25 protein-coding genes and 1 tRNA gene are annotated in these 24,285 nt (G+C 71.9%); 6 read left to right on the plus strand and 20 right to left on the minus strand.

Features of this window, described 5'->3' with window-relative positions:
* The first annotated feature begins 15 nt into the window (after positions 1 to 15).
* Positions 16 to 1,362: a bifunctional glycosyltransferase family 2/GtrA family protein gene (locus ABZ454_RS02380; RefSeq protein ID WP_359535704.1), complete on the plus strand. Its 1,347-nt coding sequence runs from the start codon at positions 16 to 18 to the stop codon at positions 1,360 to 1,362.
* Complete coding sequence (locus ABZ454_RS02385) at positions 1,359 to 3,524, plus strand: glycosyltransferase family 39 protein (protein ID WP_359535705.1); 2,166 nt, start codon at positions 1,359 to 1,361, stop codon at positions 3,522 to 3,524. The genes ABZ454_RS02380 and ABZ454_RS02385 overlap by 4 nt, the downstream gene beginning before the upstream one ends.
* Positions 3,525 to 3,699: 175 nt before the next feature.
* On the opposite strand, the gene ABZ454_RS02390 is transcribed toward ABZ454_RS02385, so the two are convergent.
* Positions 3,700 to 4,563, minus strand: coding sequence for an endonuclease/exonuclease/phosphatase family protein (locus ABZ454_RS02390; protein WP_359535706.1), 864 nt, complete (start codon positions 4,561 to 4,563; stop codon positions 3,700 to 3,702).
* A 165-nt stretch (positions 4,564 to 4,728) separates the two neighbouring features.
* On the opposite strand from ABZ454_RS02390, the gene ABZ454_RS02395 reads away from it, so the two are divergent.
* Together ABZ454_RS02395 and ABZ454_RS02400 are read left to right on the plus strand one after the other, a co-directional pair.
* Complete coding sequence (locus ABZ454_RS02395) at positions 4,729 to 6,252, plus strand: MFS transporter (RefSeq protein ID WP_359535707.1); 1,524 nt, start codon at positions 4,729 to 4,731, stop codon at positions 6,250 to 6,252.
* Between the two features lie 93 nt (positions 6,253 to 6,345).
* Positions 6,346 to 7,152, plus strand: a complete 807-nt coding sequence (locus ABZ454_RS02400; RefSeq protein WP_359535708.1) for a TetR/AcrR family transcriptional regulator — start codon at positions 6,346 to 6,348, stop codon at positions 7,150 to 7,152.
* A gap of 97 nt (positions 7,153 to 7,249) precedes the next feature.
* On the opposite strand, the gene ABZ454_RS02405 is transcribed toward ABZ454_RS02400, so the two are convergent.
* The 5 genes from ABZ454_RS02405 to ABZ454_RS02425 all read right to left on the minus strand — a co-directional run bounded on the left by ABZ454_RS02405 (position 7,250) and on the right by ABZ454_RS02425 (position 12,723).
* Complete coding sequence (locus tag ABZ454_RS02405; RefSeq protein WP_359535750.1) at positions 7,250 to 8,170, minus strand: NAD(P)-dependent oxidoreductase; 921 nt, start codon at positions 8,168 to 8,170, stop codon at positions 7,250 to 7,252.
* A gap of 15 nt (positions 8,171 to 8,185) precedes the next feature.
* Positions 8,186 to 8,656: a PPOX class F420-dependent oxidoreductase gene (locus tag ABZ454_RS02410; RefSeq protein WP_356319172.1), complete on the minus strand. Its 471-nt coding sequence runs from the start codon at positions 8,654 to 8,656 to the stop codon at positions 8,186 to 8,188.
* Positions 8,657 to 8,680: 24 nt separating this feature from the next.
* Positions 8,681 to 9,499: a YceI family protein gene (locus tag ABZ454_RS02415; RefSeq protein ID WP_356319173.1), complete on the minus strand. Its 819-nt coding sequence runs from the start codon at positions 9,497 to 9,499 to the stop codon at positions 8,681 to 8,683.
* Positions 9,500 to 9,700: 201 nt separating this feature from the next.
* The gene (locus tag ABZ454_RS02420) at positions 9,701 to 12,178 is read right to left on the minus strand and encodes an MFS transporter (protein WP_359535709.1); all 2,478 of its coding nucleotides are present in this window, start codon (positions 12,176 to 12,178) and stop codon (positions 9,701 to 9,703) included.
* Positions 12,179 to 12,201: 23 nt separating this feature from the next.
* Complete coding sequence (locus ABZ454_RS02425) at positions 12,202 to 12,723, minus strand: MarR family winged helix-turn-helix transcriptional regulator (RefSeq protein WP_356319175.1); 522 nt, start codon at positions 12,721 to 12,723, stop codon at positions 12,202 to 12,204.
* Positions 12,724 to 13,236: 513 nt separating this feature from the next.
* On the opposite strand from ABZ454_RS02425, the gene ABZ454_RS02430 reads away from it, so the two are divergent.
* Positions 13,237 to 13,449, plus strand: a complete 213-nt coding sequence (locus ABZ454_RS02430; protein WP_356319176.1) for a hypothetical protein — start codon at positions 13,237 to 13,239, stop codon at positions 13,447 to 13,449.
* Between the two features lie 30 nt (positions 13,450 to 13,479).
* On the opposite strand, the gene ABZ454_RS02435 is transcribed toward ABZ454_RS02430, so the two are convergent.
* The 9 genes from ABZ454_RS02435 to ABZ454_RS02475 form a co-directional block, all read right to left on the minus strand.
* A complete protein-coding gene (locus ABZ454_RS02435) occupies positions 13,480 to 14,358 on the minus strand; it encodes a hypothetical protein (protein ID WP_359535710.1) in 879 nt (292 codons plus the stop codon).
* Between the two features lie 57 nt (positions 14,359 to 14,415).
* On the minus strand, positions 14,416 to 15,282 hold the full coding sequence (locus ABZ454_RS02440) for an RNA polymerase sigma factor SigF (protein ID WP_356319178.1): 867 nt from the start codon (positions 15,280 to 15,282) through the stop codon (positions 14,416 to 14,418).
* Between the two features lie 234 nt (positions 15,283 to 15,516).
* Positions 15,517 to 16,557, minus strand: a complete 1,041-nt coding sequence (locus tag ABZ454_RS02445) for a SigB/SigF/SigG family RNA polymerase sigma factor (RefSeq protein ID WP_359535711.1) — start codon at positions 16,555 to 16,557, stop codon at positions 15,517 to 15,519.
* Positions 16,558 to 16,760: 203 nt separating this feature from the next.
* Positions 16,761 to 17,054: a Dabb family protein gene (locus ABZ454_RS02450; protein WP_326737522.1), complete on the minus strand. Its 294-nt coding sequence runs from the start codon at positions 17,052 to 17,054 to the stop codon at positions 16,761 to 16,763.
* A gap of 10 nt (positions 17,055 to 17,064) precedes the next feature.
* Positions 17,065 to 17,229 carry a hypothetical protein gene (locus ABZ454_RS02455; protein WP_164494166.1) on the minus strand — a complete coding sequence of 55 codons (165 nt, stop codon included), beginning with the start codon at positions 17,227 to 17,229 and terminating at the stop codon, positions 17,065 to 17,067.
* 548 nt (positions 17,230 to 17,777) lie between these two features.
* Positions 17,778 to 17,865, minus strand: a tRNA-Ser gene (locus ABZ454_RS02460).
* 78 nt (positions 17,866 to 17,943) lie between these two features.
* Positions 17,944 to 18,372, minus strand: coding sequence for a tRNA adenosine(34) deaminase TadA (gene tadA, locus ABZ454_RS02465; RefSeq protein WP_359535751.1), 429 nt, complete (start codon positions 18,370 to 18,372; stop codon positions 17,944 to 17,946).
* Positions 18,373 to 18,465: 93 nt separating this feature from the next.
* On the minus strand, positions 18,466 to 19,017 hold the full coding sequence (locus ABZ454_RS02470; protein ID WP_359535712.1) for a hypothetical protein: 552 nt from the start codon (positions 19,015 to 19,017) through the stop codon (positions 18,466 to 18,468).
* A gap of 247 nt (positions 19,018 to 19,264) precedes the next feature.
* The gene (locus tag ABZ454_RS02475) at positions 19,265 to 19,483 is read right to left on the minus strand and encodes a hypothetical protein (protein WP_359535713.1); all 219 of its coding nucleotides are present in this window, start codon (positions 19,481 to 19,483) and stop codon (positions 19,265 to 19,267) included.
* Positions 19,484 to 19,586: 103 nt separating this feature from the next.
* On the opposite strand from ABZ454_RS02475, the gene upp reads away from it, so the two are divergent.
* On the plus strand, positions 19,587 to 20,222 hold the full coding sequence (gene upp / locus ABZ454_RS02480; protein WP_356319183.1) for a uracil phosphoribosyltransferase: 636 nt from the start codon (positions 19,587 to 19,589) through the stop codon (positions 20,220 to 20,222).
* 85 nt (positions 20,223 to 20,307) lie between these two features.
* On the opposite strand, the gene ABZ454_RS02485 is transcribed toward upp, so the two are convergent.
* The 5 genes from ABZ454_RS02485 to ABZ454_RS02505 form a co-directional block, all read right to left on the minus strand.
* Entirely contained in the window at positions 20,308 to 20,904 is a 597-nt protein-coding gene (locus tag ABZ454_RS02485) for a LytR C-terminal domain-containing protein (RefSeq protein WP_356319224.1), read from the minus strand.
* Between the two features lie 147 nt (positions 20,905 to 21,051).
* The gene (locus ABZ454_RS02490; protein ID WP_007446323.1) at positions 21,052 to 21,348 is read right to left on the minus strand and encodes a type II toxin-antitoxin system VapB family antitoxin; all 297 of its coding nucleotides are present in this window, start codon (positions 21,346 to 21,348) and stop codon (positions 21,052 to 21,054) included.
* Between the two features lie 353 nt (positions 21,349 to 21,701).
* The gene (locus ABZ454_RS02495; RefSeq protein ID WP_359535714.1) at positions 21,702 to 22,322 is read right to left on the minus strand and encodes an HhH-GPD-type base excision DNA repair protein; all 621 of its coding nucleotides are present in this window, start codon (positions 22,320 to 22,322) and stop codon (positions 21,702 to 21,704) included.
* A gap of 179 nt (positions 22,323 to 22,501) precedes the next feature.
* Positions 22,502 to 23,749 carry a DUF6596 domain-containing protein gene (locus ABZ454_RS02500; protein WP_359535715.1) on the minus strand — a complete coding sequence of 416 codons (1,248 nt, stop codon included), beginning with the start codon at positions 23,747 to 23,749 and terminating at the stop codon, positions 22,502 to 22,504.
* Positions 23,746 to 24,159: a YciI family protein gene (locus ABZ454_RS02505; protein ID WP_356319186.1), complete on the minus strand. Its 414-nt coding sequence runs from the start codon at positions 24,157 to 24,159 to the stop codon at positions 23,746 to 23,748. The genes ABZ454_RS02500 and ABZ454_RS02505 overlap by 4 nt, the downstream gene beginning before the upstream one ends.
* Between the last annotated feature and the right edge of the window lie 126 nt (positions 24,160 to 24,285).

The raw sequence follows: 24,285 nt of genomic DNA on the forward strand, positions 1-24,285 counted from the left end.
ACGAGTGTCGACCTCATGCGAACCGACACTCCTTGGAGCACCTTGCCGGCCCGGGACCACCTCCTGGCCGGCGCGGGCGATGCGGCCGGTGCCCCCGTACTCGATGTGGTGGTCCCCGTCTACAACGAGGAGAAGGATCTGGAGCCGTGCGTGCTGCGGCTGCACGACCATCTCGCACGGACCTTCCCCTACGCCTTCCGGATCACCGTCGCGGACAACGCGAGCACCGACCGGACCCCGGAGGTGGCACGGCGGCTGGCCCGCTCGCTGCCGGAGGTGCGCGCGTACCGGCTGGAGGAGAAGGGCCGCGGGCGGGCGCTGCGCACCGTCTGGTCGCACTCCGACGCCCCGGTCCTCGCCTACATGGACGTGGACCTGTCCACCGATCTGAACGCGCTGCTCCCGCTGGTCGCGCCGCTGATCTCCGGACACTCGGACCTGGCCATCGGCTCGCGGCTCGCGCGCACTTCGCGGGTGGTGCGGGGGACCAAGCGGGAGTTCATCTCGCGGGCCTACAACATCATCCTGCGCTCGTCGCTGTCCGCCCGGTTCAGCGACGCGCAGTGCGGGTTCAAGGCGATCCGGCGGGAGGTCGCGCAGCGGCTGCTGCCGATGGTCGAGGACACCGGGTGGTTCTTCGACACCGAGATGCTGGTGCTGGCCGAGCGGGCCGGGCTGCGCATCCACGAGGTGCCGGTCGACTGGGTCGACGACCCGGACTCGACGGTCCACATCGTGCGGACCGCCACCGAGGACCTCAAGGGCGTGTGGCGGGTGGGACGCGCGCTGGCCGTCGGCGCGCTGCCGCTGGACCGGCTGGCGCGGCCCTTCGGTGACGACCCGCGCGACCGCGGCATCGGCGGGGTGCCGGGCGGGCTGGCCCGGCAGCTGGTCGGCTTCTGCGTCGTGGGGGCCCTCTCGACGCTCTTCTACCTGGTCCTGTACTCGCTCTTCCGGCAGGGCGTCGGCCCCCAGATTGCCAACGGCGGCGCCCTGCTGGTGTCGGCCGTCGCCAACACGGCAGCGAACCGGAGGCTCACCTTCGGGGTACGCGGCCGGGGCGGCGCCGTCCGCCACCAGGCGCAGGGGCTCGTGGTCTTCGCCATCGGCCTCGTGCTGACCAGCGGCTCGCTGGCCGCGCTCGGGGCGGCGTCCGGCTCGCCCTCGCACGGCACCGAACTCGCCGTGCTGATCGCGGCCAATCTCGCGGCGACGGTGCTGCGGTTCCTGCTCTTCCGCGCCTGGGTCTTCCCGGACCGCGACCGGGGCGGTGACACGGCCCGCCCGGCGGATGCCCCGGCGCCCCGCCCGGCCGCCGCTCCGGCCGACGACACCCACCACGAACTGAGGAACGCCCGATGACCACGCTCCACCCCGACCGCCTCCCGGCCCCGCCGGACGCACCCCCGCCCGCCGGTCCCGCACACCCCGGCGCCTCACCGGCGCACCGCCTGTGGCGCGGCCGGCCCGAGGACCCCCGCTGGGCGCGCCCGGCCTTCCTCGGCATGCTGCTGGTCATCACGCTGGCCTACCTGTGGAACCTCAGCGCCTCCGGTTACGCCAACTCCTTCTACTCCGCGGCCGTGCAGGCCGGCAGCCAGAGCTGGAAGGCGTTCTTCTTCGGCTCGCTGGACTCGGCCAACGCCATCACGGTCGACAAGCCCCCGGCCACGCTCTGGCCGATGGCGCTGTCGGTGCGGATCCTCGGCCTGAGCTCCTGGGCGATCCTGGCCCCGCAGGTGCTGATGGGCGCGGCGACGGCCGGGGTGCTCTACGCCTCCGTACGCCGCCGGTTCAGCGCCGGTGCGGGCCTGATCACGATGGCGGTGTTCGCGCTCACGCCCGTCGCCGCGCTGATGTTCCGGTTCAACAACCCGGACGCGCTGCTCGCGCTGCTGATGACCGTCACCGTCTACTGCGTGCTGCGCGCGATGGAGAACGGCCGCACCACGTGGCTGGTGTGGGCGGGCGTCGCGGTGGGTCTGGCGTTCCTGTCCAAGACCCTGCAGGCGTTCCTGATCCTGCCTCCGCTGGCCGTGCTGTACGCGGTGTTCGCGCCGGTCTCCCTACGCAAGCGGTTCGGCCAGCTGGGCCTCGCGGCCCTGGCGATGGTCCTGGCCGGCGGCTGGTGGGTGGCGATCGTCGAACTGTGGCCCGCCTCCTCGCGGCCGTACATCGGCGGTTCGCAGAACAACTCGTTCCTGGAGCTGACCTTCGGTTACAACGGTCTCGGCCGGATCAACGGCGAGGAGACCGGTAGCGTCGGCGGCGGAGGCGGTCCGGGCGGCGGGTCCGGCGGTCAGTGGGGCGAGACCGGCATCGGCCGGATGTTCAACTCCGAGATCGGCAGCCAGATCTCCTGGCTGCTGCCCGCCGCGCTGATCCTGCTGGTCGCGGGCGTGTGGCTGACCTGGCGGGCAGGGGGGCACCTCCCAGGCATCAAGCGCTGGGGGAGTACCGACACGGCCCGGGCGGCCTTCCTCGCCTGGGGCAGCTCCCTGCTGATGACCGCTGCCGTGTTCAGCTTCATGGCCGGCATCTTCCACCAGTACTACACGGTGGCCCTGGCCCCCTACCTCGCGGCGCTGATCGGCATGGGCGCCACGGTGCTGTGGGAGGAGCGGTCCCGCTGGTGGGCCGGGGCCGCGCTCGGCGTCACGGTGGCCGTGACGGCGTACTGGGCGTACGTGCTGCTGGGGCGGACCCCGGACTACCAGCCGTGGCTGCGCCGGGCCGTGCTCGTCACCGGCATCGTCGGCGCGCTGGGCCTGCTGCTCGTGTCCCGGCTGGGCCGCCGGCCGGCGCTCGTCGCCGTGGGGCTGGGCCTCGCCGCGTCACTGGCCGGGCCGGCCGCGTACACCGTGAGCACGTTGAACACGGGGCACCAGGGCTCGATCGTCACCGCGGGCCCGTCCGCCGGCGGGATGGGCGGCCCCGGCGGGATGGGCGGCCGGGGCGGACCCGGTGGCGGCGGTATGCAGCCGCCCGGCCAGGGCAATCAGCGAGGCGGTGGCACGGGGCAGCCTCCGACCGGCACCATGCCCGGCCAGGGACAGGCCCAGGGCCGGCCGGGCAGCTCGCAGAACGGCCAGCTGCCCGGGGCGATGCCCGGCATGGGCGAGGGCTTCGGAGGCGGACGCGGCGGTGGCGGTATGGGCGGTCTGCTCAACGGGGCGTCCGTCGGCGCCGAGGCCAAGAAGCTCCTGGCGGAGGACGCCGACGACTACACCTGGGCCGCGGCGGCCATCGGCTCGCAGAACGCCGCCAGTTACCAGCTCTCCACCGGCGACCCCGTGATGGCGATCGGCGGCTTCAACGGGAGCGACCCGTCCCCGACGCTCTCCCGGTTCAAGGAGTACGTCGAGGACGGACGGATCCACTACTTCATCTCCGGCGGCCAGGGCGGCGGCATGGGCGGCAGCGGGGCCTCGGCACAGATCTCCTCGTGGGTGGAGGAGAACTTCAAGGAGGTCACGGCCGGCAGCGCGACCTTCTACGACCTGACCCAGCCGAAGAGCGGCTGACCGCCTGCGGCTAGTGCCGCGTCAGCCAAGGTTCGCCCCGTCGCGACGCCATGCACGCACTCTCGCCGCACCAGCCGAAAGCCCTAGTACGTCCAGTACGAGGACTTCCGGCCGGCACGCCGAGAGCACGCACCTGACGCCGCTCCTTCACGGGCAAACCTTGACTGACGCGGCACTAGCGGCGCAGCAACAGGTCCGCGACGACGGGGCGGTGGTCCGAGGCGAGCGTCTCGGCCACCGCCGCGTCGCGCACCCGCACGGTGCCCTTGGAGACCGCCACGTAGTCGATCCGCTGCACCGGATTCAGCGCCGGGTAGGTGAGGCCGCCGGGCTCGGCGTCGTCGAGCGTCTCCCACAGCGGGGCCAGTTCCGGCGCGGCCGGGCCCGCGTTGAAGTCGCCCAGCAGGATCTGGTGCACCGGCCGCCGCTCCGAGGTCTGGTCCTCGGCCATGATCCGGCGCGTGTCGGCCACCTGGGCGATGCGGACGGACGGGTCACCGCGGTAGTCGAGGTGCGTCGCGTACACGTGCACGGGCACCCCCTTCACCCGCAGCACCACCTCGCCGAAACCGGGCGCGGGCGCCGGGACCGGGTTCGGGTCCTGGGTGGAGAGCCGGGTGAGGGCGTGGTTCTCGGCGCTCACGATCCGGTACCGGGACAGCACCGCGACGCCGAACTCGCGCCTCGGGGCCCCCGGGGCCACCGGGTCCAGGCTGTAGATCGGGGCGAACGACACCCGCATGCCGAGCCGCTCGGCCAGTTCGGCCGCCAGGTCCCGCCCCTGGCTGCGGTCGCCCCAGTGGACGTCGACCTCCTGGAGCCCGATCACATCCGCGTCCAGCGAGCGGAGCTCGGCCACCTGCCGGTCGAGATCGAAGAGGTTGTCCATGCCGGCCCCCGCATGGATGTTGTACGTGGCCACGCGCAGGGGCACCAGCTGCCCCGGGCCGTGCCCCGCGGCTGCCGCGGGAGGCGCGAGTGCCGTCCCCAACAGGCCTGCGGCCAGCAGGACTTCCACCGTACGACGACGCAGTGACATACCACTCCAGTCCTTGTCGGATCAGCGATCGGCACCCTACGCCCTCGCCCGCGGGGAAATCGGTTGAACGCCGGGAAGCGCTAGCCATACGGTGTACAGGAAATTCCTCGTACACCGTATAAGACCTTGCCCGGCACCACCCCGACCGAACGCCTGGGAGTCCGTATGACGGCGACCTCCGCCGAGCCGAACCGCCTCGCGGCGCCGAGCCACCCGCAGCGCTGGCTGATCCTCGGTGTCATCTGCCTCGCCCAGCTCACCGTGCTGCTGGACAACACCGTCCTCAACGTCGCGATCCCCTCCCTCACCCGGGAGCTGGACGCCTCCACCGCCGATGTGCAGTGGATGATCAACGCCTACTCGCTGGTCCAGTCCGGGCTGCTGCTGACCGCGGGCAGCTCCGCCGACCGCTACGGCCGCAAGAAGATGCTGATCACAGGCCTCGCCCTGTTCGGCATCGGCTCGCTGGCGGCGGGGCTCGCCCAGTCGTCCGGCCAGCTCATCGCCGCACGGGCCGGCATGGGCATCGGCGGAGCGCTGCTGATGACCACGACCCTCGCCGTCGTCGTGCAGATCTTCGACGAGACGGAGCGGGTGAAGGCGATCGGCATCTGGTCGACCGTCAGCTCGCTCGGATTCGCCGTGGGACCGCTGATCGGCGGCGTGATGCTCGACCACTTCCGGTGGGGCGCGATCTTCCTGATCAACATCCCGGTCGCCGTGGTCGGCCTGGCGGCCGTGGCGCGGCTGGTCCCGGAGTCGAAGAACCCGGGCGGGGAGCGCCCCGACCTGCTGGGGGCGCTGCTCTCCACCGTCGGGATGGCCGCGGTCGTGTACGCGATCATCTCCGGCCCGGCACACGGCTGGGCCTCCGGCCGGGTGCTGCTGACGGCCTTCACCGGGGTCGCCGTCCTGACCGGCTTCGTGCTGTGGGAGCTGCACGTCCCCTCCCCGATGCTGGACATGCACTTCTTCCGGAACGAGCGGTTCATCGGCGCGGTGGCGGGCGCGATCCTGGTCGCGTTCGGCATGGGCGGCTCGCTCTTCCTCCTCACCCAGCAGCTCCAGTTCGTCCTCGGCTACGGACCGCTGGAAGCCGGACTGCGCACGGCCCCGCTGGCGCTGAGCGTCGTCGCCCTCAACCTCACCGGGCTCGGCGCACGGCTGGTGCCCAGGCTCGGCACGCCTGTCACCATCGCCTCCGGGATGGGGCTCCTCGCCGCGGGCCTGGCCGCGATCGCCCTGCTGGGCGGGAACGGATACGGCGGCATGCTGCTCGGTCTGGTCGTGATGGGCGCGGGCATCGCGCTCGCCATGCCCGCCATGGCCAACGCGATCATGAGTGCGATCCCGCCCGAGAAGGCCGGCGTCGGCGCCGGGGTCAACGGCACCCTCGCCGAGTGCGGGAACGGCCTCGGGGTCGCGGTGCTCGGTGCGGTCCTGAACTCCCGGTTCTCCGCACTCGTCCCGTCGGCCGTCGGCGCCGCCTCGCTGCCCGCCGCCCTCGCCTCCGCGAGCGGTGACGGGGAGGGGCAGCGGATCACGGACGCGTTCTCCTCGGGTCTGGAGACCAGCATGCTGGCGGGGGCGGCGGCCGTGCTGGCCGGCGGACTGCTGGCCGCGGTCCTGCTGCGCCGGGCGGAGCGAGGAGAATCGGCTCGGGCTGACCAGGCCGCGGCAGCGGCATAGCATCAGGCGGGACCTACCGGACCGTATTGCTCCGCTTCCGGGGCAGGTGGTACGCGTCCGGTGTGTCCCGCCGGCGAGACGAGGGAGTGCGCCATGGTGTCCGCGGCCGACCGCGCGAAGGACCCTGCCCGGACCAGCGTGTGGCTGAACCACCGGCCACCGTCGCGCGCCCGTAAGTCGGACCAGCCCGCGGGGCTCGACCGCGACAGGATCACCGCGGCGACGGTCCGGCTGCTGGACGCCGAGGGCCTCGCGAAGTTCTCCATGCGCCGGCTTGCCGCCGAGCTGAACGTCACGGCGATGTCCCTCTACTGGTACGTCGACACCAAGGACGACCTGCTGGAGCTGGCCCTCGACGCGGTCTACAGCGAGATCGACCCCCCGCGGGAGGAAGCGCCCTGGGAGGTCCGGCTGCGCGCGCTGGCGACCGCGTACCGGGAGCTGCTGGTGCGGCACGTCTGGGTCTCACCGCTCGTCGGGAAGTTCCTCAACATGGGCCCGCACGCGATGCTCATGTCCTACGCCATCCAGGACGTAATCCGCGCGACCGGTCTGCCGATGCGGCAGCAGACCGGAGCCCTCTCCGCGGTCTTCCAGTTCGTGTACGGATTCGGCACCGTCGAGGGCCAGTTCGCGCAGCGCAGCGCCGAGGCGGGGCTCACCCAGGACGAGTACTTCCAGCAGGCCATGTCAGCCATCCAGGACCAGCCGCAACTCGGCGACATCGTGGAGAGTTCGCAGGACCTCATCGCGGCGCGGGGCGCCGACACCGTCCAGGAGATGCACGAGCGGGACTTCGCCTTCGCGCTCGACCTGCTCATCGCGGGCATCGACGCGATGCGCGAGCGCGCCGGGCGGGAGGAGGGGGCGGGAGCCGCGGACGAGGCCGGCCGGCCGTGAGCGCGGGGGCGTTCCGTCCCCGGTCCGACGGCGGGCCCTTTGCGGCCCGAGGGCGCGTCAGGGACCCTGAGCCCGCCGGGGCGTTGCGGGCCCGCGGTCAGTAACCGCGGGCCGTGTCCACGGCCAGCGCGGGCCGCCGCCCCGCCGCCAGGTCTCGCAGACAGGCCGCGAAGTCCGTGACGACGTCGTCGTCCGCCGTGATCCCCGCGGAGTGCGAGGTGATCACCGTACGGGGCAGGCGCCAGCAGGGGTCGCCGGGCGCGGCGGGCTCCTCGGGCAGCACGTCGAGCACCGCCCGCCCCACCGATCCCGCGCGCAGCGCCGACTCCAGCGCCACCAGATCCACGGTCGCACCGCGCCCCACGTTCACGAAGGTCGCCCCGCCCATGGCCGCGAACCGGTCCGCCCCGAAGTACCCGGCCGTCGCCTCCGTCAGCGGGAGCGCGGCCACCACCCAGCGGGCCGCCACCGGTTCGTCCGCCGCGACCACCGCGTCGAAGCCCGGCGGGACGGCGCGCGGGGTGCGGGCCACGCCCACCGTCCGGATGCCGCACGACCGCAGAAGCCCGGCGACGGCCGAACCGATCCGGCCGGTGCCGTGCACCACGGCCGTCTGTCCGGCGACGAGTTCCGAGGGGATGCGGCGCCATTCCGCGCGGGCGTGCTGTGCGGCGAACTCCGGGACGGACTGGCACTCGGCCAGCACCCACGCCAGGACGTACTGCGCGATCCGCTCGCCCATCCGGCCCACCGTCCGGGTGAGCAGCGCCCCGGCGGGCCACGGCCCGGCGCCGAGCAGGGCGTCCGTACCGGCGTTCACGCTGTGGAACCACACCAGCCCGTCCCCGCGCAGCGCCTCGGGCAGCGCGGCCCCCACGTACACGAAGGGGCCGCCGTCCGCCGGGCCGCCGCGCTCCACCGGGCGCCCGGCGGCCCGCTCCAGGGCCTTCGCCGACGCGGAGCCGACCTCGGGCCCGGCCAGCAGCCGGGCCCGGGCGAGGAGTTCGGGCGGGGGCAGCGGGACGGCCACCGGTCAGCTGCCCGGGGCCAGGTGCGCGGGGAAGCCGCCGGTGGCGACCGGACCCCACCGCTCGGGGGTGATCCTGATGATCGACTTGCCCTGCTTCACCATCGCCGCCCGGTACTCGTCCCAGTCGGGGTGCTCCCCCGAGATGTTCCGGAAGTACTCGACGAGCGGCTCGACCGAGTCCGGTGAGTCGATCACCTCGGCCGATCCGTCGATCTGGACCCAGGGCCCGTTCCACTCGTCCGACAGGACGATCACGCTCACCCGCTCGTCGCGCTTGGCGTTGCGGGTCTTGGCGCGTTCGGGGTACGTCGAGACGACGATCCGGCCCGCGTCGTCGACGCCGCAGGTGAGCGGGGAGCCCTGGGGGCGGCCGTCGGACCGGGTGGTCAGCAGGATCGCCCGGTGCCGGGGCCGTACGAACGCCAGCAGGTCGTCCAGTTCCACAGCGGTGTTGGTCGCGATGTTCGATGCCATGGAACAGACCCTACGACCGTGCGGTCAGGCGGCCGGGAGGGAATCGCCCTGCACGGCCTGGATGTCGAGCTTCACCCGCAGCGTCGTGCCGATCGCCGAGATGCCCGCCTGGACCACCTGGTTGTAGTTCATGGCGAAGTCGTCGCGGCGCAGTTCGGCCGTGGCACGGAACGCCGCGCGGACGCCGCCCCACGGGTCGGGGCCGGTGCCCAGGTAGCTGAGGTCCAGGTCGACCGGACGTTCCACGCCGTGCAGCGACAGCTCGCCGTGCACGGTCCAGCGGTCGGGGCCGGTCGGAGTCAGTCCGCTGGAGCGGTAGGTGATGTCGGGGAACCGCTCGGTGTCGAGGAAGTCGGGCGAGCGCAGATGCTTGTCCCGCATGCCGTTGCCGGTGTCGATGCTCGCCGCGTTGATGACCGCGTCCACGCGGGAGAACTGGATGTCCTCGGCGATCTCGATGCGGCCGCTGAAATCGGTGAACCGGCCGTGCACGCTGGAGATCCCCAGGTGCTGAGCGACCGCGGCCACCGAGGAGTGCACCGGGTCCAGCGACCAGGCGCCCGGCGGCGGCAGCTCCACGCCGCCCTGGCGGGCCAGCACCACCGTGCCGGCCTCGACCCGGCCGCTCGCCGTGACGAGGGCGGTGGAGGCGGCGGGGGCGTACCCGACCGCCGTCACGATCACGGTGTACGCGCCGGCGGACAGAGTCGCGTCGGTGCGCACCGCCCCGTCCTCGTCGGCGGCGGCCCGCAGCACCTGCGTACCGGCCATGTCGGTGACCGTCACGACCGCGTGCTGGACGGCCCAGCCGTCCCGCGTGCGTACCTGTGCGCGAAGTCCCATCCCGTTTTCTCTCCTTGCTCAATGCCCCGCCCACTCGGGGAACGGGTCACTCAATGAGTCGGGCCCCGGGGCGGGGACGGCAGGCCGTCCCCTGCCTGCCGTCCCCACCGCCGGGGCCCATTTTCCGCCGGCCTGGACAGACTCTCCGCTCGAAGTGCCGTCCCGCCAGGGGTCTTACGTGTCCGGGTGTCCCCGGACCGGTTACTCGCCCGGGTGGGCGAGCTCGATGTCGTGGCCGTCGACCCCGCGACCGGCCACGGTCAGGGAGCCGGCCACCGGCGGGTAACCGGTCGCGATGACCGAGTACTCGCCCGCGTCCAGGTCGGCGAAGGCGTACGCCCCGTCGTCCCCGGTCGTCGAGGTGGCGATCACGTTGCCGGCCGCGTCGACCAGCGTGACGCGGGCGTCGGGCAGCGGGCGCCGGTCGGAGCCGGCCCGCACGACACCCCGCACCAGCGCACCGGACTCCAGCGCCGCGTCGACCCGGGTGACACCCTGGCCGCCGATCTCCACCGGCAGCGCCAGCGGACGGAAGCCGGCCGCGTTGACGGCGACGGTCACCGCACCGGGGACCAGCTCACCGAAGGTGAACTCGCCCGCCGCACCGGACTTGCCGGTGGCCAGCACGTCGCCGCGCACATCGGTCACGATGACCATGGCGCCCTCGACCGGCGCACCGTCCTCGGCGGCGCGCACGGCCCCGGCCAGGCCGCTGGTACCGGCGAGCAGGATGTCGTACGTGAGCGGCTCGTCGCCGACGACCACGGTGGACGCCTGCGGCTGGAAGCCGTCGGCCGAGGCGATCAGCACGTACGAACCGGCGCCCGGGGCGTCCAGGCCGTAGCTGCCGTCGGCCTGGGCGGCCGAGATGCCCAGCTGCCGGCCTCCCAGCGAGATCAGCGTGACGGCGGCCTGGGCGACGGGTGCGCCCTCGGCGCCGCGCACCACACCGCGTACGGCCGTGCCCTGCGCGGTCGCCACGGGGGCGGCCTTCGTGGTGTCGACCGGGATGATCCCGGCCGTCGCCTCGGAGGCGAGCGCGGGGGCGCCGGACGGGACCTCCGCGAGCTCCGCCGTCTCGGCGGCGGGGACGTCCTTAGCGGCGTTCGACTTGAGCGCGACCTCCTTGATGAAGATCGTGATCAGGAAGGCGACGAGCGCGGCCGGAGCGGCGTACAGGAAGACGTCACCGACACCGTGACCGTAGGCGGCCTCGACGACCGTACGGAAGGGCGGGGGCAGCTTGTCCAGGTCGGGGATGCCCCCGCCGCCGGTGCCGCCGTGGCCCAGGGCCGCGCCCTGCGGGCCGAGGTCCGCCAGGCCGTCCTTGACGTAGTGGGTGACGCGGTTCGCCATGACGGCGCCCAGTGCCGAGACACCGATGGCACCACCGAGGGAACGGAAGAAGGTGACGACGGAGCTGGCCGAGCCGAGGTCCGAGGGGTCGACCTGGTTCTGCGTGGCGAGCACGAGGTTCTGCATCATCATGCCGATGCCGAGACCCATCACGAACATGTAGATCGCGATGTGCCAGTACGTCGTGTCGTAGCGGATCGTGCCGAGCAGGCCGAGGCCTGCCGTGACCAGGAAGCCACCGCTGACCAGCCAGGCCTTCCAGCGGCCCGTCTTGGTGATGATCTGGCCCGAGATGGTGGAGGAGAGGAACAGACCCGTGATCATCGGGATCGTCATCACACCGGACATCGTCGGCGACTTGCCGCGTGCCAGCTGGAAGTACTGGCTGAAGAAGACCGTGCCGGCGAACATCGCGACACCGACGAACAGCGAGGCGAGCGAGGCGAGCGTGATGGTGCGGTTGCGGAACAGCCGCAGCGGGATGATCGGCTCGCTGGCCCGGGACTCGGTGAAGACGAAGAGCAGCGCGAGGATCACGGAACCCGCGAGCATCACGCCGGTCTGCCAGGACATCCAGTCGTACTTGTCGCCCGCGAAGGTCACCCAGAGCAGCAGCAGGGAGACGGCGGCGCTGATGAAGAAGGCGCCGGTCCAGTCGACCTTGACCTCGCGCTTGACGACCGGGAGCTTCAGGGTCTTCTGCAGCACGACCAGGGCGATGACCGCGAACGGCACGCCGACGTAGAAGCACCAGCGCCAGCCCATCCAGCTGGTGTCGGTGATGACACCGCCGAGCAGCGGGCCGCCGACGGTGGCGACGGCGAAGACCGCGCCGATGTAGCCGCTGTAGCGACCCCGCTCGCGCGGGGCGATCATCGCGGCCATCACGATCTGGGCGAGCGCGGAGAGACCGCCGACGCCGATGCCCTGCACCACGCGGCAGACGATCAGCATGCCGCTGCTGGTCGACAGACCGGCGACGACGGAGCCCGCGACGTAGATGACGAGCGCTATCTGGACCAGCAGCTTCTTGCTGAACAGGTCGGAGAGCTTGCCCCACAGGGGGGTGGTCGCCGTCATCGCCAGCAGCGAGGCCGTGACGACCCACGTGTAGGCGCTCTGGCCGCCGCCGAGGTCGGAGATGATCTCCGGCAGGGCGTTGGAGACGACGGTGGACGACAGGATCGCGACGAACATGCCGAGCAGCAGCCCGGCGAGTGCTTCCATGATCTGCCGGTGTGACATCGGCGCGCCGTCGGAGGAGTCGTGACCCCCGTGCTTGGCGTGGCCGCCCCGCACACCGGTTGGTGTGGTCGTAGCCATTTAAGTCCTTCTCTTTGCTTCTGTTACACGGGTGTACGGGTGTACGAGCCGTCGTTGCTGTCGGTGGGCCGGGAGCGGCAGTCGCCGCTGTGCTTTCCGGGGGCGCACCCGCCGGAACCGCGACAGGAGAAGCTGTCGCGCAGCCGGGCCAGCAACGTGTTGAGCTGTCCGACCTCGTCGTCGGACCATTCCTGGAGATTGTGGGCGAACATCTCGGTCGTCCGGCAGTTCAGCTCCTTGAGCACTCCCTCGCCCGCGGGCGTCAGCCGCAGGATGCGGGAGCGCTTGTCCGCCGGGTCCGGGGACCGCTCGATCCAGCCGCGTTCCGCCACATGAGCGACGTGTCGGCTGGTCACCGACATGTCGACGGCGAGGAGCTCGGCCAGTCTGCTGATCCGTATCTCGCCGTGCTGACTCAGCAGGGCCAGTACGGCCGCCGAGCCACCCGGGCATTCGGGGGGGAGGATGCGGGCCAGGCCCCGTTTCACGGCGCCGACCGCGCTGAGCTGCCGGGCCAGTTCTTCGTACTGACTCCGTGCGGCCACGGGACCCCCAGACATCTCACCGGTCATCTTGTTGCTTAGGGCAACCATAGAAGCCGTTGGTTGCTGCAGGCAAACGTAGAGGGGCTTGCAGAAGTAAAGGAACGCAAAAGCCTCCGTAGGGGGCGGGTCAAACCCGCAGCATGTGCGGGGTGCGAGGGTCTCGTGTGGCGTGCGCCACTGCGGGGACCGGGGAGGTGAGGGCTCGGGACCGGCTCCCGGGCCTTACCCCCCGACTTCGCGGCGTCGAGGCCGGGAGCGGTCGCCCTTCGCGCATATATACGGGAGCGGGTGAGCAGGGCGCCCGGACGACAACCCCAACTCGCCTCGCAGGAACCAGGGTTGATCGCGTGTGACGCGAACGGGCCGCCTGCGGCCGGGATGCGCGCCGTACGCGCGGTGCGGTGGGCCGCGCGCCGTCGGCACTTCTCCTTCACCGGTTCCCCGGTGATGGCCGCATGCCTTCACCGCCCCGGGGGTTGGGCCGTTGCGCCGAGTTCGCTAGGGTCCTGCGACATGGCACACAATCCCCACGCACCCCAGGGTCCCGAGGGCACCGGTGACCCGGCAGGCAACACCCAGATGTTCCGCGCCTTCGTCGACGAGGGCGAGCCGCAGCGCCGGCAGCAGCCCGCCGCCGTGTCGTCCGGACCGAGGACCGGGCTGATCGCCGCGGTCGTCGCGGTGATCGTCGTGCTCGGCGCGGTCGCCTGGCTCGCGCTCGGCTGACCGGCCCTCCGGCAGCTCTCCCGCCACCCGTCACTTCCAGACGGCGGTCACGTCCCGGGTCTCGACATGCATGCCCAGGGGCACCCGCCAGGCGTCCACACAGACGGTGTACGTCATCTTCCGCGCCGCTCCCGCGCCGATCGGCACGGGCAGCGGCGCTGTCGATTCCCGGGTCGCCCAGTCGACTCCCAGCCCGCCGATGATGTGGGTGGCGAAGGTGACGGTGCCCGATCGGGCGGGGGAGCCTCCCGTGTTACGGAACTCCACGGTCACCTTCTCGCACCACCGCTCGTCCGCCGCCGCGCGTACGGGGGCGGCGACCACCAGTACGGGGGCCCCGCCGGGAGCGGGGGAGCCGGGCGCGGACGGAGACGCGGGCCCGGTGGAGCCGCCCGTCGCTCCGGAACCGCCCGTCGTGCCCGAGCCACCTACGGATCCCGAGCCGCCCGTCGTGCCCGAGCCGCCTGCGGATCCCGAGCCGCCCGTCGTGCCGGCACCGCTCGGGGGTGGGCTGTTCGAAGTCGCGCCGGCCGATGAGCCCGAGCCCGGTACCGGGCCCCCGGAGGCACCCGGCCGCGCCGCGTCCCCTCCGGCGCCACCGGAAGCGCCCGTACCGCTATCCGCTCCGCCGGCCTCGGCGAAGGGACCGGAGGAGCGCCCCGGCGAGGGCGAGGCGCCCGACCGCCCTCCGTCCCCGGCCCCGTCCAGGGGGACCAGCGTGACCTTCCCCGAGGGCGCACCCGAGGGTGTCCGTCCTGGGCCCGCTCCCGCCGCGCCGACCGCCGTGTAGCCGTCGCCACCCGTCGGGCCGCCGCAGCCCGCCAGAGCGCCGCCCAGGCACAGCACGGCCGCCGAGGCGACGAGCGCGGTGCCCCGGCGGCCGGGCCAGCCACATGTCTGACGTCGCATCGCGACAGTGTGTCTGACGGGCCGTCAAATCGGAACCCCCGGGAGCGGGGCGCCGGGTCAGTCGGCGACGAGCCCTTCCCTGAGCTGGGCGAGCGTGCGGGTCAGCAGCCGGGACACGTGCATCTGCGAGATGCCGACCTCCTCGCCGATCTGCGACTGGGTCATGTTGGCGAAGAACCGCAGCATGATGATCTGGCGTTCACGGGGCGGCAGTTTGGCCAGCAGCGGCTTCAGGGACTCGCGGTACTCGACGCCCTCCAGCGCCGCGTCCTCGTAGCCCAGCCGGTCGGCCAGCGAGCCCTCGCCGCCGTCGTCCTCGGGGGACGGCGAGTCCAGCGAGGAGGCCGTGTAGGCGTTGCCGACGGCCAGACCGTCGACGACGTCCTCCTCGGAGACCCCGAGCGCCTTGGCCAGCTCCGGAACGGTCGGCGAGCGGTCGAGCTTCTGGGCGAGCTCGTCGCTGGTCTTGGTGAGGGCGAGCCGGAGCTCTTGGAGCCGGCGCGGCACCCGTACCGACCACGAGGTGTCGCGGAAGAAGCGCTTGATCTCGCCGACGACGGTGGGCATGGCGAACGTCGGGAACTCCACGCCGCGTTCGCAGTCGAACCGGTCGATCGCCTTGATCAGGCCGATCGTGCCGACCTGGACGATGTCCTCCATGGGTTCGTTGCGGCTGCGGAACCGCGCCGCGGCGTAACGCACCAGCGGCAGGTTGAGCTCGATGAGTGTGTCCCGCACATAGGCGCGCTCCGGAGTGTCCGTTCCTTCCGGCCCCGGTGCGGGGCCCAGCGCGGCGAGCCGCAGGAACAGGGAGCGGGACAGCGTACGGGTGTCGATGGCTTCCGACGAGCTGGTGAGCACAACGGGTGCGGGTGCGCTCTTGGTGAGCGTGAGCACCTTCGAGCTGCCCTGTTCTGCGGACATGCCACCCCCTTGAGGTCGCGGACGGTCGCGGTGGCCGCGACCATCGGAGGAACGCTGCCTCCACCTGAATACCGGAGGGGAGGCTGCGGCAAACGCGGTTTCCGCAGAATGTCACATGTCGGCAACACGCTGTAGTGACTTGTCGACAAGTCCAGGGGGAGTCTGCGCAGTTAACAAGGGGTGTGCGGCTTTTGGCCGCCGTGGAACGCCTCGGGGGTGGTCTACCCGTTCCGGTTACGCTTCGATCCTGTTTGCGGATCGAAGTCGGGCGAAACTTCGGGCCAGGAGCCTTGACACATGCATCTGGGAGACACCCAGTTCGGCGCTGATCTGGGACTGCGTCAGATTGCTGTAGTAGCGCAGCAGCAGGATCCGCTGTTCGCGTTCGGGCAGTTGTACGAGGAGATGGCGGACCAGGTCACGGTGCTCGACGCCGGCCAGGGCGGGGTCCTCGTAGCCGAGCCGGTCCAGCAGGCCGGGCAGGCCGTCGCCCTCCTGGGCGGCTTCGAGCGAGGTCGCGTGGTAGGAACGGCCCGCCTCGATGCAGGCCAGCACCTCGTCCTCGGAGATCTTCAGCCGTTCGGCGATCTCCGCGGTGGTGGGGGAGCGCCCGTGAGCGGTCGTCAGGTCCTCGGTGGCGCCGGAGACCTGGACCCACAGCTCGTGCAGCCGCCGCGGCACGTGGACGGTGCGCACGTTGTCCCGGAAGTACCGCTTGATCTCACCGACGACGGTCGGCATCGCGAAGGTGGGGAACTGGACCCCGCGCTCGGGGTCGAACCGGTCGATGGCGTTGATCAGGCCGATGGTGCCGACCTGGACCACGTCCTCCATCGGCTCGTTCCGGCTGCGGAACCGCGCGGCCGCGTACCGCACGAGGGGCAGGTTCGCCTCGATCAGCGCCGCGCGGACCCGGCCGTGCTCCGCGCTGCCGGGCTCCAGCCCCTGGAGCCGGCCGAACAGCACCTGGGTGAGCGCCCGGGTGTCGGCGCCCCGCGTCCTGGCGGGCGTGGCGGTGTCGTCGGGCGTCTCGGTCTCGATCGTCTGCGTCTCGGCCGTCTGCGGCGTGGGGGGAGCCTGAGGGCCCTGAGGAGCCTGCGGTGTCTGAGGAGCTTGCGGTGCCTGAGAGGCCTGCGGTGTCTGGGGCCGGGGTGACTGGGTTGGCCGGGACGCCTGCGATGACTGGATGGGTTGGGGCGTCTGGGACGCCGGGGACGTCTGCGCCGTAGGTGTCGCCCGGGCGGCCTGGACGGCCTGGACGGTCTGGGGAGGCATTTGAGGCGCTGTACTGGCCGGCACGGTGACGCCACCCCTTCGCGTTCAACTATGGTCAACTCGTCCGTCAAAAGCGGTCATAGCATCACAAGACATGTCCACTATGTGCAAGCACCCCATAGCGCCGTGTTGACCTTGAATCGGTTTAAACACAAAGAAAAGCCCCTCACCGTCATGGTGGGGGGCTCACAGGGCCGAAGGCGTCAGAACGGGTAGTCGGCGATCACCCAGGTGGCGAATTCTCGCCACTGCCCGGCAGCCGCCTGGTGGGCCGGATGCTCGATGTAGCTCTTCAGTGCGGCCTCGTCGGCGACCGCGGAATTGATGGCGAAGTCGTAGGCGATCGGCCGGTCGGTGATGTTCCAGGCGCACTCCCAGAACTCCAGCCCGGGCACCTTGTCCGCCAGCCCGCGGAAGGCCTCGGCGCCCGCGACGACGCGCGGGTCGTCCCGCTCGACGCCGTCGTTCAGCTTGAACAGGACCAGATGGCGGATCATGGGGGTACTCCTACTTCACCAGTTCGGACATGAAGTCGCCGACGCCCTGTGCGGCACTCGAAACGCCCTCGAACCCTACCTGGACGAGGTCCGCGGCCCGGGCGGGGGACGTGATGATCGTGTAGAGCACGAAGACGACTATCAAGTAGAGAGCGATCTTCTTCGCTTGCACCATCAGCCCCTGACTCCCCTTCGATCCCCTGTGCAGTCGGGCGAGTCTATCCGCACGTATGGCCGTATCGGCCTGTCGTTTCCGATCACTCGTGCGGTCTTTCAGGACCAAGGACCCGCCGATGCGGGCCCTTTGCCCGCCCGCGCGGCTTCTGCGGCGCGGCAGGATGGTGAACGAGCCCAGCGGATCCGGCAGGTATCCGAGGGGCGAGGAACGGGACCTCTCGTGGGGCCCACGTCGCGTCTCCCCCCGATCGCGGCGAGGGCCGGGAGGCCCGTTCTCATCGGGGGGAGCGGCTTGTCCCCCCGATGCCGCTCCCCCCGACCTGAAGCTCGCACGCGGCCCCGGGCCCGACCGTCGTCGGACCGGGGCCGCTGTCGTACCCGCCCGCACGCCTTCACGAGGAAGCGCCCCCGCGCCGTGCGGCACCCGTACGCCGGTGCGGCTCCCGTGGTGCCGACGCGGCTCCCGGGGGTCCGTGGAGCGGGCGGTGCGGCACAAGCAAGACACCCCCTCCGATCTGCGTTCCCGCAGTTCAAAGGGGGTGTATCTGGCGGTAGCGGAGGGATTTGAACCCTCGGTGAGTTTCCCCACACTCGCTTTCGAGGCGAGCTCCTTCGGCCGCTCGGACACGCTACCGAGAGAGAGCTTAGACCATCTCGGCCGTCCGTCGAAATCCGATTCCCCGCAAGGCCGCGGACGTGAGCGGAACGCAGGTCAGCGGTGGCGGAAGAAGGCCGTCAGCAGGGCCGCGCAGTCGGCCTCCAGGACACCCTGGATCACCTCGGGGCGGTGGTTGAGCCGGCGGTCCCGTACGACGTCCCAGAGGGAGCCGGCGGCTCCGGCCTTCTCGTCCCGGGCGCCGTAGACGACCCGGCCCACGCGGGACTGGACCAGGGCGCCCGCGCACATGGTGCACGGCTCCAGGGTGACCACGAGGGTGCACCCGGAAAGCCGCCACTCGCCGAGGACGGCGGCGGCCCGGCGCAGGGCGAGGACCTCGGCGTGCGCGGTCGGGTCGCCCGTCGCCTCGCGTTCGTTGTGGCCCGTGGCGAGCAGGGTGCCGTCCGGGGCCAGGACGACGGCGCCGACCGGCACATCGCCGGCCGCCGCCGCCCGGCCGGCCTCGTCCAGGGCGTGGCGCATGGGCGCCCGCCACGGGTCCCGTAGGGGATCGTGCACGGGGTACGACGCTGGGGACGGGTCGTGCGGGTGCGGTGCTTCGGTCACCCGCGGACCCTAACGGACGGTCTCCAGGACCTCGGCCGCCCCCAGCGCGTCCGCGATCTCGGCCAGGGCGTCCGTCCTCAGCATCAGCAGCTCCGCCTCGGCGAGCCCGAGGTCGGACAGCACCCCGGTGTCACCGAGCGGACCCGCCGGTACGGCGTCCGGGTCCGGCCCGTCGTCGTCCTCGAGGGCGGAAGGACCGACGGTTTCGGTGTCGCCGTCCTCCGTACCGTCGAGGCCGACGAGCTCTTCGAGGGCGGCGATCGAGTCCTCGGCCCCGGGTTCGCGGCCGAGCAGTTCATCGGTGAGCAGGATCTCCCCGTACGAGGAGCGGGCGGCGGCGGAGGCGTTGGAGACGTAGATCCGCGGGTCCTCCTCACCGTCCACCCGGACGACGCCGAACCAGGCGTCCTCCTGCTCGATGAAGACGAGGACCGTGTCCTCGTCCACCGAGGCCTCGCGGGCCAGATCCGTCAGATCCGACAGGGTCTCCACATCGTCGAGCTCCGTGTCGCTCGCTTCCCACCCGTCTTCGGTGCGCGCGAGCAGTGCGGCGAAGTACACCGTGACTCTCCCACTGGTCTGAGAGGCTCTCGTTCGGATCAGGCCGGATCAAGGAGCGGGGTCCGGTCCCAACGAAAGACCCTGGGTGTGTCGGTCCGGCGGGAGGCAGTCGGTGGTCCGGCTGCCCTGCGTCCCGCCCATCGAATCGTGGCAGAAACCACGGCTTCAGGAGAGCAGTTCGGCCGTTGCGTCGGCCATCAGTTCTGCCGGACGCCGCCACCTGGGGGTTCTTCCGCAGGCCGGACGGCTACCAGCGAAACGTCCGCATCCGCATGGCCTGGCGCATTCTGGCGGCTTTGACGCGGCGCGGCTGGACCCGGTCGCGGAGCGCCTTGGCCTCGTGAAGCTCGCGGAGGAACTGGGCGCGCCGCCTGCGGCGCTGCGCGTCGGTCTCCGGCGCGTCCTGCTCCTCCTGCGCGGCGTGCGGGCCCGGGCCGTCCCGCTCCTGCTCCGCCCCGTCCGGCATCGGCTCATCACCCCAAGGCTGGCTCCGTATGCCCCCACCTTCCCCCCGAACGTGCGGATGATGCCAGCGCACGGGTGCGGGAGGCGCGGCTACTGTGGGTGCCATGCGGATCCACGTCGTCGACCACCCTCTGGTCGCGCACAAACTCACCACCCTGCGCGACAAGCGCACCGATTCCCCGACCTTCCGGCGCCTCGCCGACGAGCTGGTCACCCTGCTCGCGTACGAGGCCACCCGCGATGTGCGCACCGAACAGGTCGACATCGAGACCCCGGTGACACCCACCACCGGCGTGAAGCTGTCGTACCCGCGGCCCCTGGTCGTGCCGATCCTGCGGGCCGGCCTCGGCATGCTCGACGGCATGGTGCGGCTGCTGCCGACCGCCGAGGTGGGCTTCCTGGGCATGATCCGCGACGAGGAGACGCTCCAGGCGTCCACGTACGCGACCCGTATGCCGGAGGACCTCTCGGGCCGCCAGGTGTACGTCCTGGACCCGATGCTCGCCACCGGCGGCACGCTGGTCGCGGCCATCCAGGAGCTGATCAAGCGCGGTGCGGACGACGTCACCGCGGTCGTGCTGCTCGCGGCGCCCGAGGGCGTCGAGGTGATGGAGCGCGAGCTGGCGGGGACGCCGGTGACCGTGGTGACCGCCTCGGTCGACGAGCGGCTCAACGACGACGGCTACATCGTGCCGGGCCTCGGGGACGCCGGGGACCGGATGTACGGCACCGTCGACTAGGAACCCGGGGACCGGAGGACGGCCGGGGTGCTCGTGGAGCGCCCCGGCCGTCCGTGTTCCGTGGTCCGCCCGCCCCGCGCGGTCCTCAGCAGGAGGACGGCGCCGGGGCCGGCTTCGTCAGGGCGGTCAGCGCGGTGGCGGCAGCCTGCGGCGGGCTGAACGCCTTGAACCGCGTACCGATGATCAGATCGACGTCCGCACCCTTACGGGCGTCGGTCTTCGTCGCCGCACCCGGCAACTGGGTGCCGAGTACCGGGAACGTGCCGTTGACCGCGGCCGGAGCGCCCAGCAGCAAGCCGGTGCCGGCGACCTTCTTGTCGTACGCGGCGGGGGCGTTGCCCACCTTGCCGATGGTGAAGCCGCGCTTCTTCAGCTCGTCGGCCGCCGCCTTGGCCAGTCCACCACGCGGGGTCGCGTTGTAGACGTTGACCGTGATCTTCGTGGGCTTCGGCAGGATCTTCGCGGGCGCGGACGGCTTGGCGGTCGGGCAGTCGGCCTTGCGGTCGGCAGCGCTTGCCTGCTTGTCGCCGCCCGTGAAGACGTCGATGAGCTGCAGCGTGCCCCATCCGGCCAGCCCGAGGGCGACCACGGAGGCGATGGACGCGAAGACCAGTCTGCTGCGGCGGCGGGGACGCCGCATGCGCGGGTACTTGTCACCCGTGATGCGGTACTTTCCGCCCATGCCGGGGGGAGTGAGCATGCTCATGGGCGCAGCGTAGTGCGACCTGCTGATGATGACTATTTGATGATCGGCGGATCGCACCCGTCCGAGTGCTAAAGCACCCGAACGAACCCCGCCGGGGTCGAACAGACCGCTCCCGCGTCCGTCTCAGCCCATGTCGAGCACGCGGGCGTGCAGCACCTGGCGCTGCTGGAGCGCGGCGCGGACCGCGCGGTGCAGACCGTCCTCCAGATAGAGGTCGCCCTGCCACTTCACGACGTGCGCGAAGAGGTCGCCGTAGAACGTGGAGTCCTCGGCGAGGAGCGTTTCGAGGTCCAGCTGGCCCTTGGTGGTCACGAGCTGGTCGAGGCGGACCGGGCGCGGCGCGACATCCGCCCACTGGCGGGTGCTTTCCCGGCCGTGGTCGGGATAAGGCTTCCCATTTCCGATGCGCTTGAAGATCACACGGAAAGCCTACCGGTCAAGAGCGTCCGGGCGCAGCCATGGACGGGGACTGCGCTGCCAGCCGAGGAGGCATATAGGCGTGCATTCCGGAATTCGGGTCCCGCTGTACGGACGCCGTGTGCGGGCTGCGGGCCGCGAGCGGGCGTACGAGGAGCCGAGCGCGGCACCGGACGCGTCGCGGCGGACCGCGCCGAAACGGTCGGCGGGGCCGGTCGGGAGAGGGAGACGGCGTCCGTGGCCGGGCGGACCGCACCCGGGTACAGCGGTGCGGCCCGCCGCGGACGACGGAACGCCGACGGCCCCGGCCCCGGCCCCGGCCCGGCCCCGGCCCCCGCCCCGGCCCCGGGGCGGGCTCACCTGCCCTTGGCAGCCGCCTTCTCCGCCTTGGCGGCCTGCTTGGCCTCCTGCTTGAAGGCACGGACCTCGGCGAGCGACTCGGGCCCGGTGATGTCGGCGACCGAGCGGTGCGAGCCCGCCTCCCCGTACGGCCCGGCCGCCTCCCGCCAGCCCGGCGGCCGGACACCGAACTGCTTGCCGAGCAGGGCGAGGAAGATCTGCGCCTTCTGGGTGCCGAACCCGGGCAGGGCGTTGAGCCGTTTCCGCAGGTCCGCCCCGGTGGTGGCCTCGGTCCACACCGCGCTCGCCTTACCGTCGTACTGCGCCACCAGGTACTGGCACAGCTGCTGCACCCGCTTGGCCATCGAGCCCGGGTAGCGGTGCAGAGCGGGCTTGGCGTTGAAGAGTTCGGTGAAGGCCTCAGGGTCGTACGCGGCGATCTCATGGGCGTCCAGGTCGTCGCCGCCCATCCGCTGCGCCAGCGCGTACGGGCCGGAGAACGCCCACTCCATCGGCACCTGCTGGTCCAGCAGCATGCCTACGAGGGCGGCGAGCGGGCTGCGCGCGAGAAGCTCGTCCGCCTCCGGCTGCTGAGCGATCCGGAGGGTGATGTTCTGGCCCTTGTTGCTGTTGGTCATGGAGCCGATGATTGCGATCCGGGGGTGCGACGGCCAGTGAAACCACCGCCGGTGCGGCTGTTTGCAGCCGTTTGCCGACGTTCCCGGCTGCTTTCCGCCCTCTTTTTCTCCTGCTTCGCGCTTCCGGTTGCCGCTTCGGGCCCGGGAACCCGGGAGCAGAGGGGGTGTACGGGGCCGCCTCAGCCGTCGAGGCGGTCCGCGCGGCTGTGCAGATAGCGGGCTTCCGGGAGGCTCAGGGTCCCGGAGGCGGCCGAGCGGTAGGCGGCCCGGGCGCCCTCCGTGTCACCGGCCCGTTCGAGCAGGTGGGCGCGGACGGCGTCCAGCCGGTGGTGGCCCGCCAGCCGGTCCGCGAGGGTGTCCACCTCGGCCAGCCCGGCCCGCGGCCCGTGGACCATGGCGACGGCGACGGCCCGGCTCAGTTCGGCCATCGGCTCGGGGGCGATCTGCACGAGGACGTCGTACAGCGCCAGGATCTGCGGCCAGTCGGTGTCCTCGGCGCGGGCCGCCTCGTCGTGCAGTGCCGCGATGGCCGCCTGCACCTGGTACGGGCCGGCCGGCCCCTCGCCCAGTGCCTCCTCGACCAGGGCGAGGCCCTCCGTGACGGCCGCCCGGTCCCAGCGGGCGCGGTCCTGCTCGTCGAGCGGGATCAGCTCGCCGTGCGGGCCGGTGCGCGCGGCGCTGCGGGCGTCGGTCAGCAGCATCAGCGCGAGCAGCCCCGTCACCGCACCGTCCCGGGGCAGCAGCCGGCGGACCGAGCGGGTCAGCCGGATCGCCTCCCGGGCGAGGCCCGCGCGGTGCAGAGAACGCCCCGAGGTCGCCGTGTAGCCCTCGTTGAAGATCAGGTAGAGCACCTGGAGCACGGCTGCGAGCCGTCCGTCCCGGTCGGCGGGGACCGGCTGGACGAAGGCGGCGCCCCGGATCTTCCGCTTCGCCCGGCTGATCCGCTGGGCCATGGTCGCCTCCGGCACCAGATGCGCCCGGGCGATCTCGGCCGTGGTCAGTCCGCCGACGGCCCGCAGGGTCAGGGCGACCTGCGCGGCCGGGGCCAGGTCCGGATGGCAGCACAGGAAGAGCAGGGTGAGGGTGTCGTCCTCGGACGGCGCCCGGCCGCCGCCCGGCACGGGCTCGTCGGGCGGCGGCGCGGTGAAGGCGTCCCGCGGTGTGAGCGCGGCCGCCGCCTCCTCACGGGCGCGCCGGGCGGCGTCGCCGCGGAGCCGGTCCACGAGCCGCCGGGAGGCCACCCTGATCAGCCAGCCGCGCGGATTGTCCGGCACCCCCTGTTGCGGCCACTGCCCGGCGGCGGCGATCAGGGCTTCCTGCACCGCGTCCTCGGCCGGGTCGAAGTGCCCGTACCGCCGCACGAGCGCGCCGAGGACCTGCGGGGCGTGCAGCCGCAGCAGGTCCTCGACCTCGGTCGTACGCCTCACACATCGCCTCCGCCGCCGTCGATGGGCCGGATGACCACCGGTCGGACGGGCGCACCGGCGGGCGCCGGACACCGGGTGACGCGCGCGGCGATCTCGGTGACCCGCTCCAGGCTCTCGCATTCGAGCACCCAGTACCCGGCGAGCAGTTCCTTCGTCTCCCCGTAAGGACCGTCGGTGATCACCGGCCGGCCGTCCTCGCCCGCGGTGACGCACCGGGTCTTCGCCGGTTCGACCAGACCCTGGGCGTCGATGAGCTCTCCGGTCTCGGCGAGATCGTCGTTGATCCCGCCCATGAACGCGAACATGGCCTGTACGTCCTTCTCGTTCCAGGCCGGATTGCCGGCGGTCCCCTTCCCGCGCATCGCTTCGTAATCGGCCTGCGAGCCCTGCACCATCACCAGGTACTTCATGGTTCCGCTCCCTCTGTCCTGTCTCCCTGGCGCCCCTCGTGGGGCGACTCTCACAGGGGACGTCGGAGCGGGGCAACGGTTCTCGACACCGCGCCGCGCGGTTTCCCGGTAATTTCCGAGAACTGC

Source organism: Streptomyces sp. NPDC005803, from assembly GCF_040630435.1.
GTDB lineage: Bacteria > Actinomycetota > Actinomycetes > Streptomycetales > Streptomycetaceae > Streptomyces.

What these genes read in the sequence shown, in the direction of transcription:
- ABZ454_RS02380 (WP_359535704.1), top strand. Translation starts at nt 16, where the DNA reads ATGCGAACCGACACTCCTTGGAGCACCTTGCCGGCCCGGGACCACCTC.
- ABZ454_RS02385 (WP_359535705.1), top strand. Translation starts at nt 1,359, where the DNA reads ATGACCACGCTCCACCCCGACCGCCTCCCGGCCCCGCCGGACGCACCC.
- ABZ454_RS02390 (WP_359535706.1), bottom strand. Translation starts at nt 4,563, where the DNA reads ATGTCACTGCGTCGTCGTACGGTGGAAGTCCTGCTGGCCGCAGGCCTG.
- ABZ454_RS02395 (WP_359535707.1), top strand. Translation starts at nt 4,729, where the DNA reads ATGACGGCGACCTCCGCCGAGCCGAACCGCCTCGCGGCGCCGAGCCAC.
- ABZ454_RS02400 (WP_359535708.1), top strand. Translation starts at nt 6,346, where the DNA reads ATGGTGTCCGCGGCCGACCGCGCGAAGGACCCTGCCCGGACCAGCGTG.
- ABZ454_RS02410 (WP_356319172.1), bottom strand. Translation starts at nt 8,656, where the DNA reads ATGGCATCGAACATCGCGACCAACACCGCTGTGGAACTGGACGACCTG.
- ABZ454_RS02415 (WP_356319173.1), bottom strand. Translation starts at nt 9,499, where the DNA reads ATGGGACTTCGCGCACAGGTACGCACGCGGGACGGCTGGGCCGTCCAG.
- ABZ454_RS02420 (WP_359535709.1), bottom strand. Translation starts at nt 12,178, where the DNA reads ATGGCTACGACCACACCAACCGGTGTGCGGGGCGGCCACGCCAAGCAC.
- ABZ454_RS02430 (WP_356319176.1), top strand. Translation starts at nt 13,237, where the DNA reads ATGGCACACAATCCCCACGCACCCCAGGGTCCCGAGGGCACCGGTGAC.
- ABZ454_RS02435 (WP_359535710.1), bottom strand. Translation starts at nt 14,358, where the DNA reads ATGCGACGTCAGACATGTGGCTGGCCCGGCCGCCGGGGCACCGCGCTC.
- ABZ454_RS02440 (WP_356319178.1), bottom strand. Translation starts at nt 15,282, where the DNA reads ATGTCCGCAGAACAGGGCAGCTCGAAGGTGCTCACGCTCACCAAGAGC.
- ABZ454_RS02445 (WP_359535711.1), bottom strand. Translation starts at nt 16,557, where the DNA reads ATGCCTCCCCAGACCGTCCAGGCCGTCCAGGCCGCCCGGGCGACACCT.
- ABZ454_RS02450 (WP_326737522.1), bottom strand. Translation starts at nt 17,054, where the DNA reads ATGATCCGCCATCTGGTCCTGTTCAAGCTGAACGACGGCGTCGAGCGG.
- ABZ454_RS02455 (WP_164494166.1), bottom strand. Translation starts at nt 17,229, where the DNA reads ATGGTGCAAGCGAAGAAGATCGCTCTCTACTTGATAGTCGTCTTCGTG.
- tadA (WP_359535751.1), bottom strand. Translation starts at nt 18,372, where the DNA reads ATGCGCCACGCCCTGGACGAGGCCGGCCGGGCGGCGGCGGCCGGCGAT.
- ABZ454_RS02475 (WP_359535713.1), bottom strand. Translation starts at nt 19,483, where the DNA reads ATGCCGGACGGGGCGGAGCAGGAGCGGGACGGCCCGGGCCCGCACGCC.
- upp (WP_356319183.1), top strand. Translation starts at nt 19,587, where the DNA reads ATGCGGATCCACGTCGTCGACCACCCTCTGGTCGCGCACAAACTCACC.
- ABZ454_RS02485 (WP_356319224.1), bottom strand. Translation starts at nt 20,904, where the DNA reads ATGGGCGGAAAGTACCGCATCACGGGTGACAAGTACCCGCGCATGCGG.
- ABZ454_RS02495 (WP_359535714.1), bottom strand. Translation starts at nt 22,322, where the DNA reads ATGACCAACAGCAACAAGGGCCAGAACATCACCCTCCGGATCGCTCAG.
- ABZ454_RS02505 (WP_356319186.1), bottom strand. Translation starts at nt 24,159, where the DNA reads ATGAAGTACCTGGTGATGGTGCAGGGCTCGCAGGCCGATTACGAAGCG.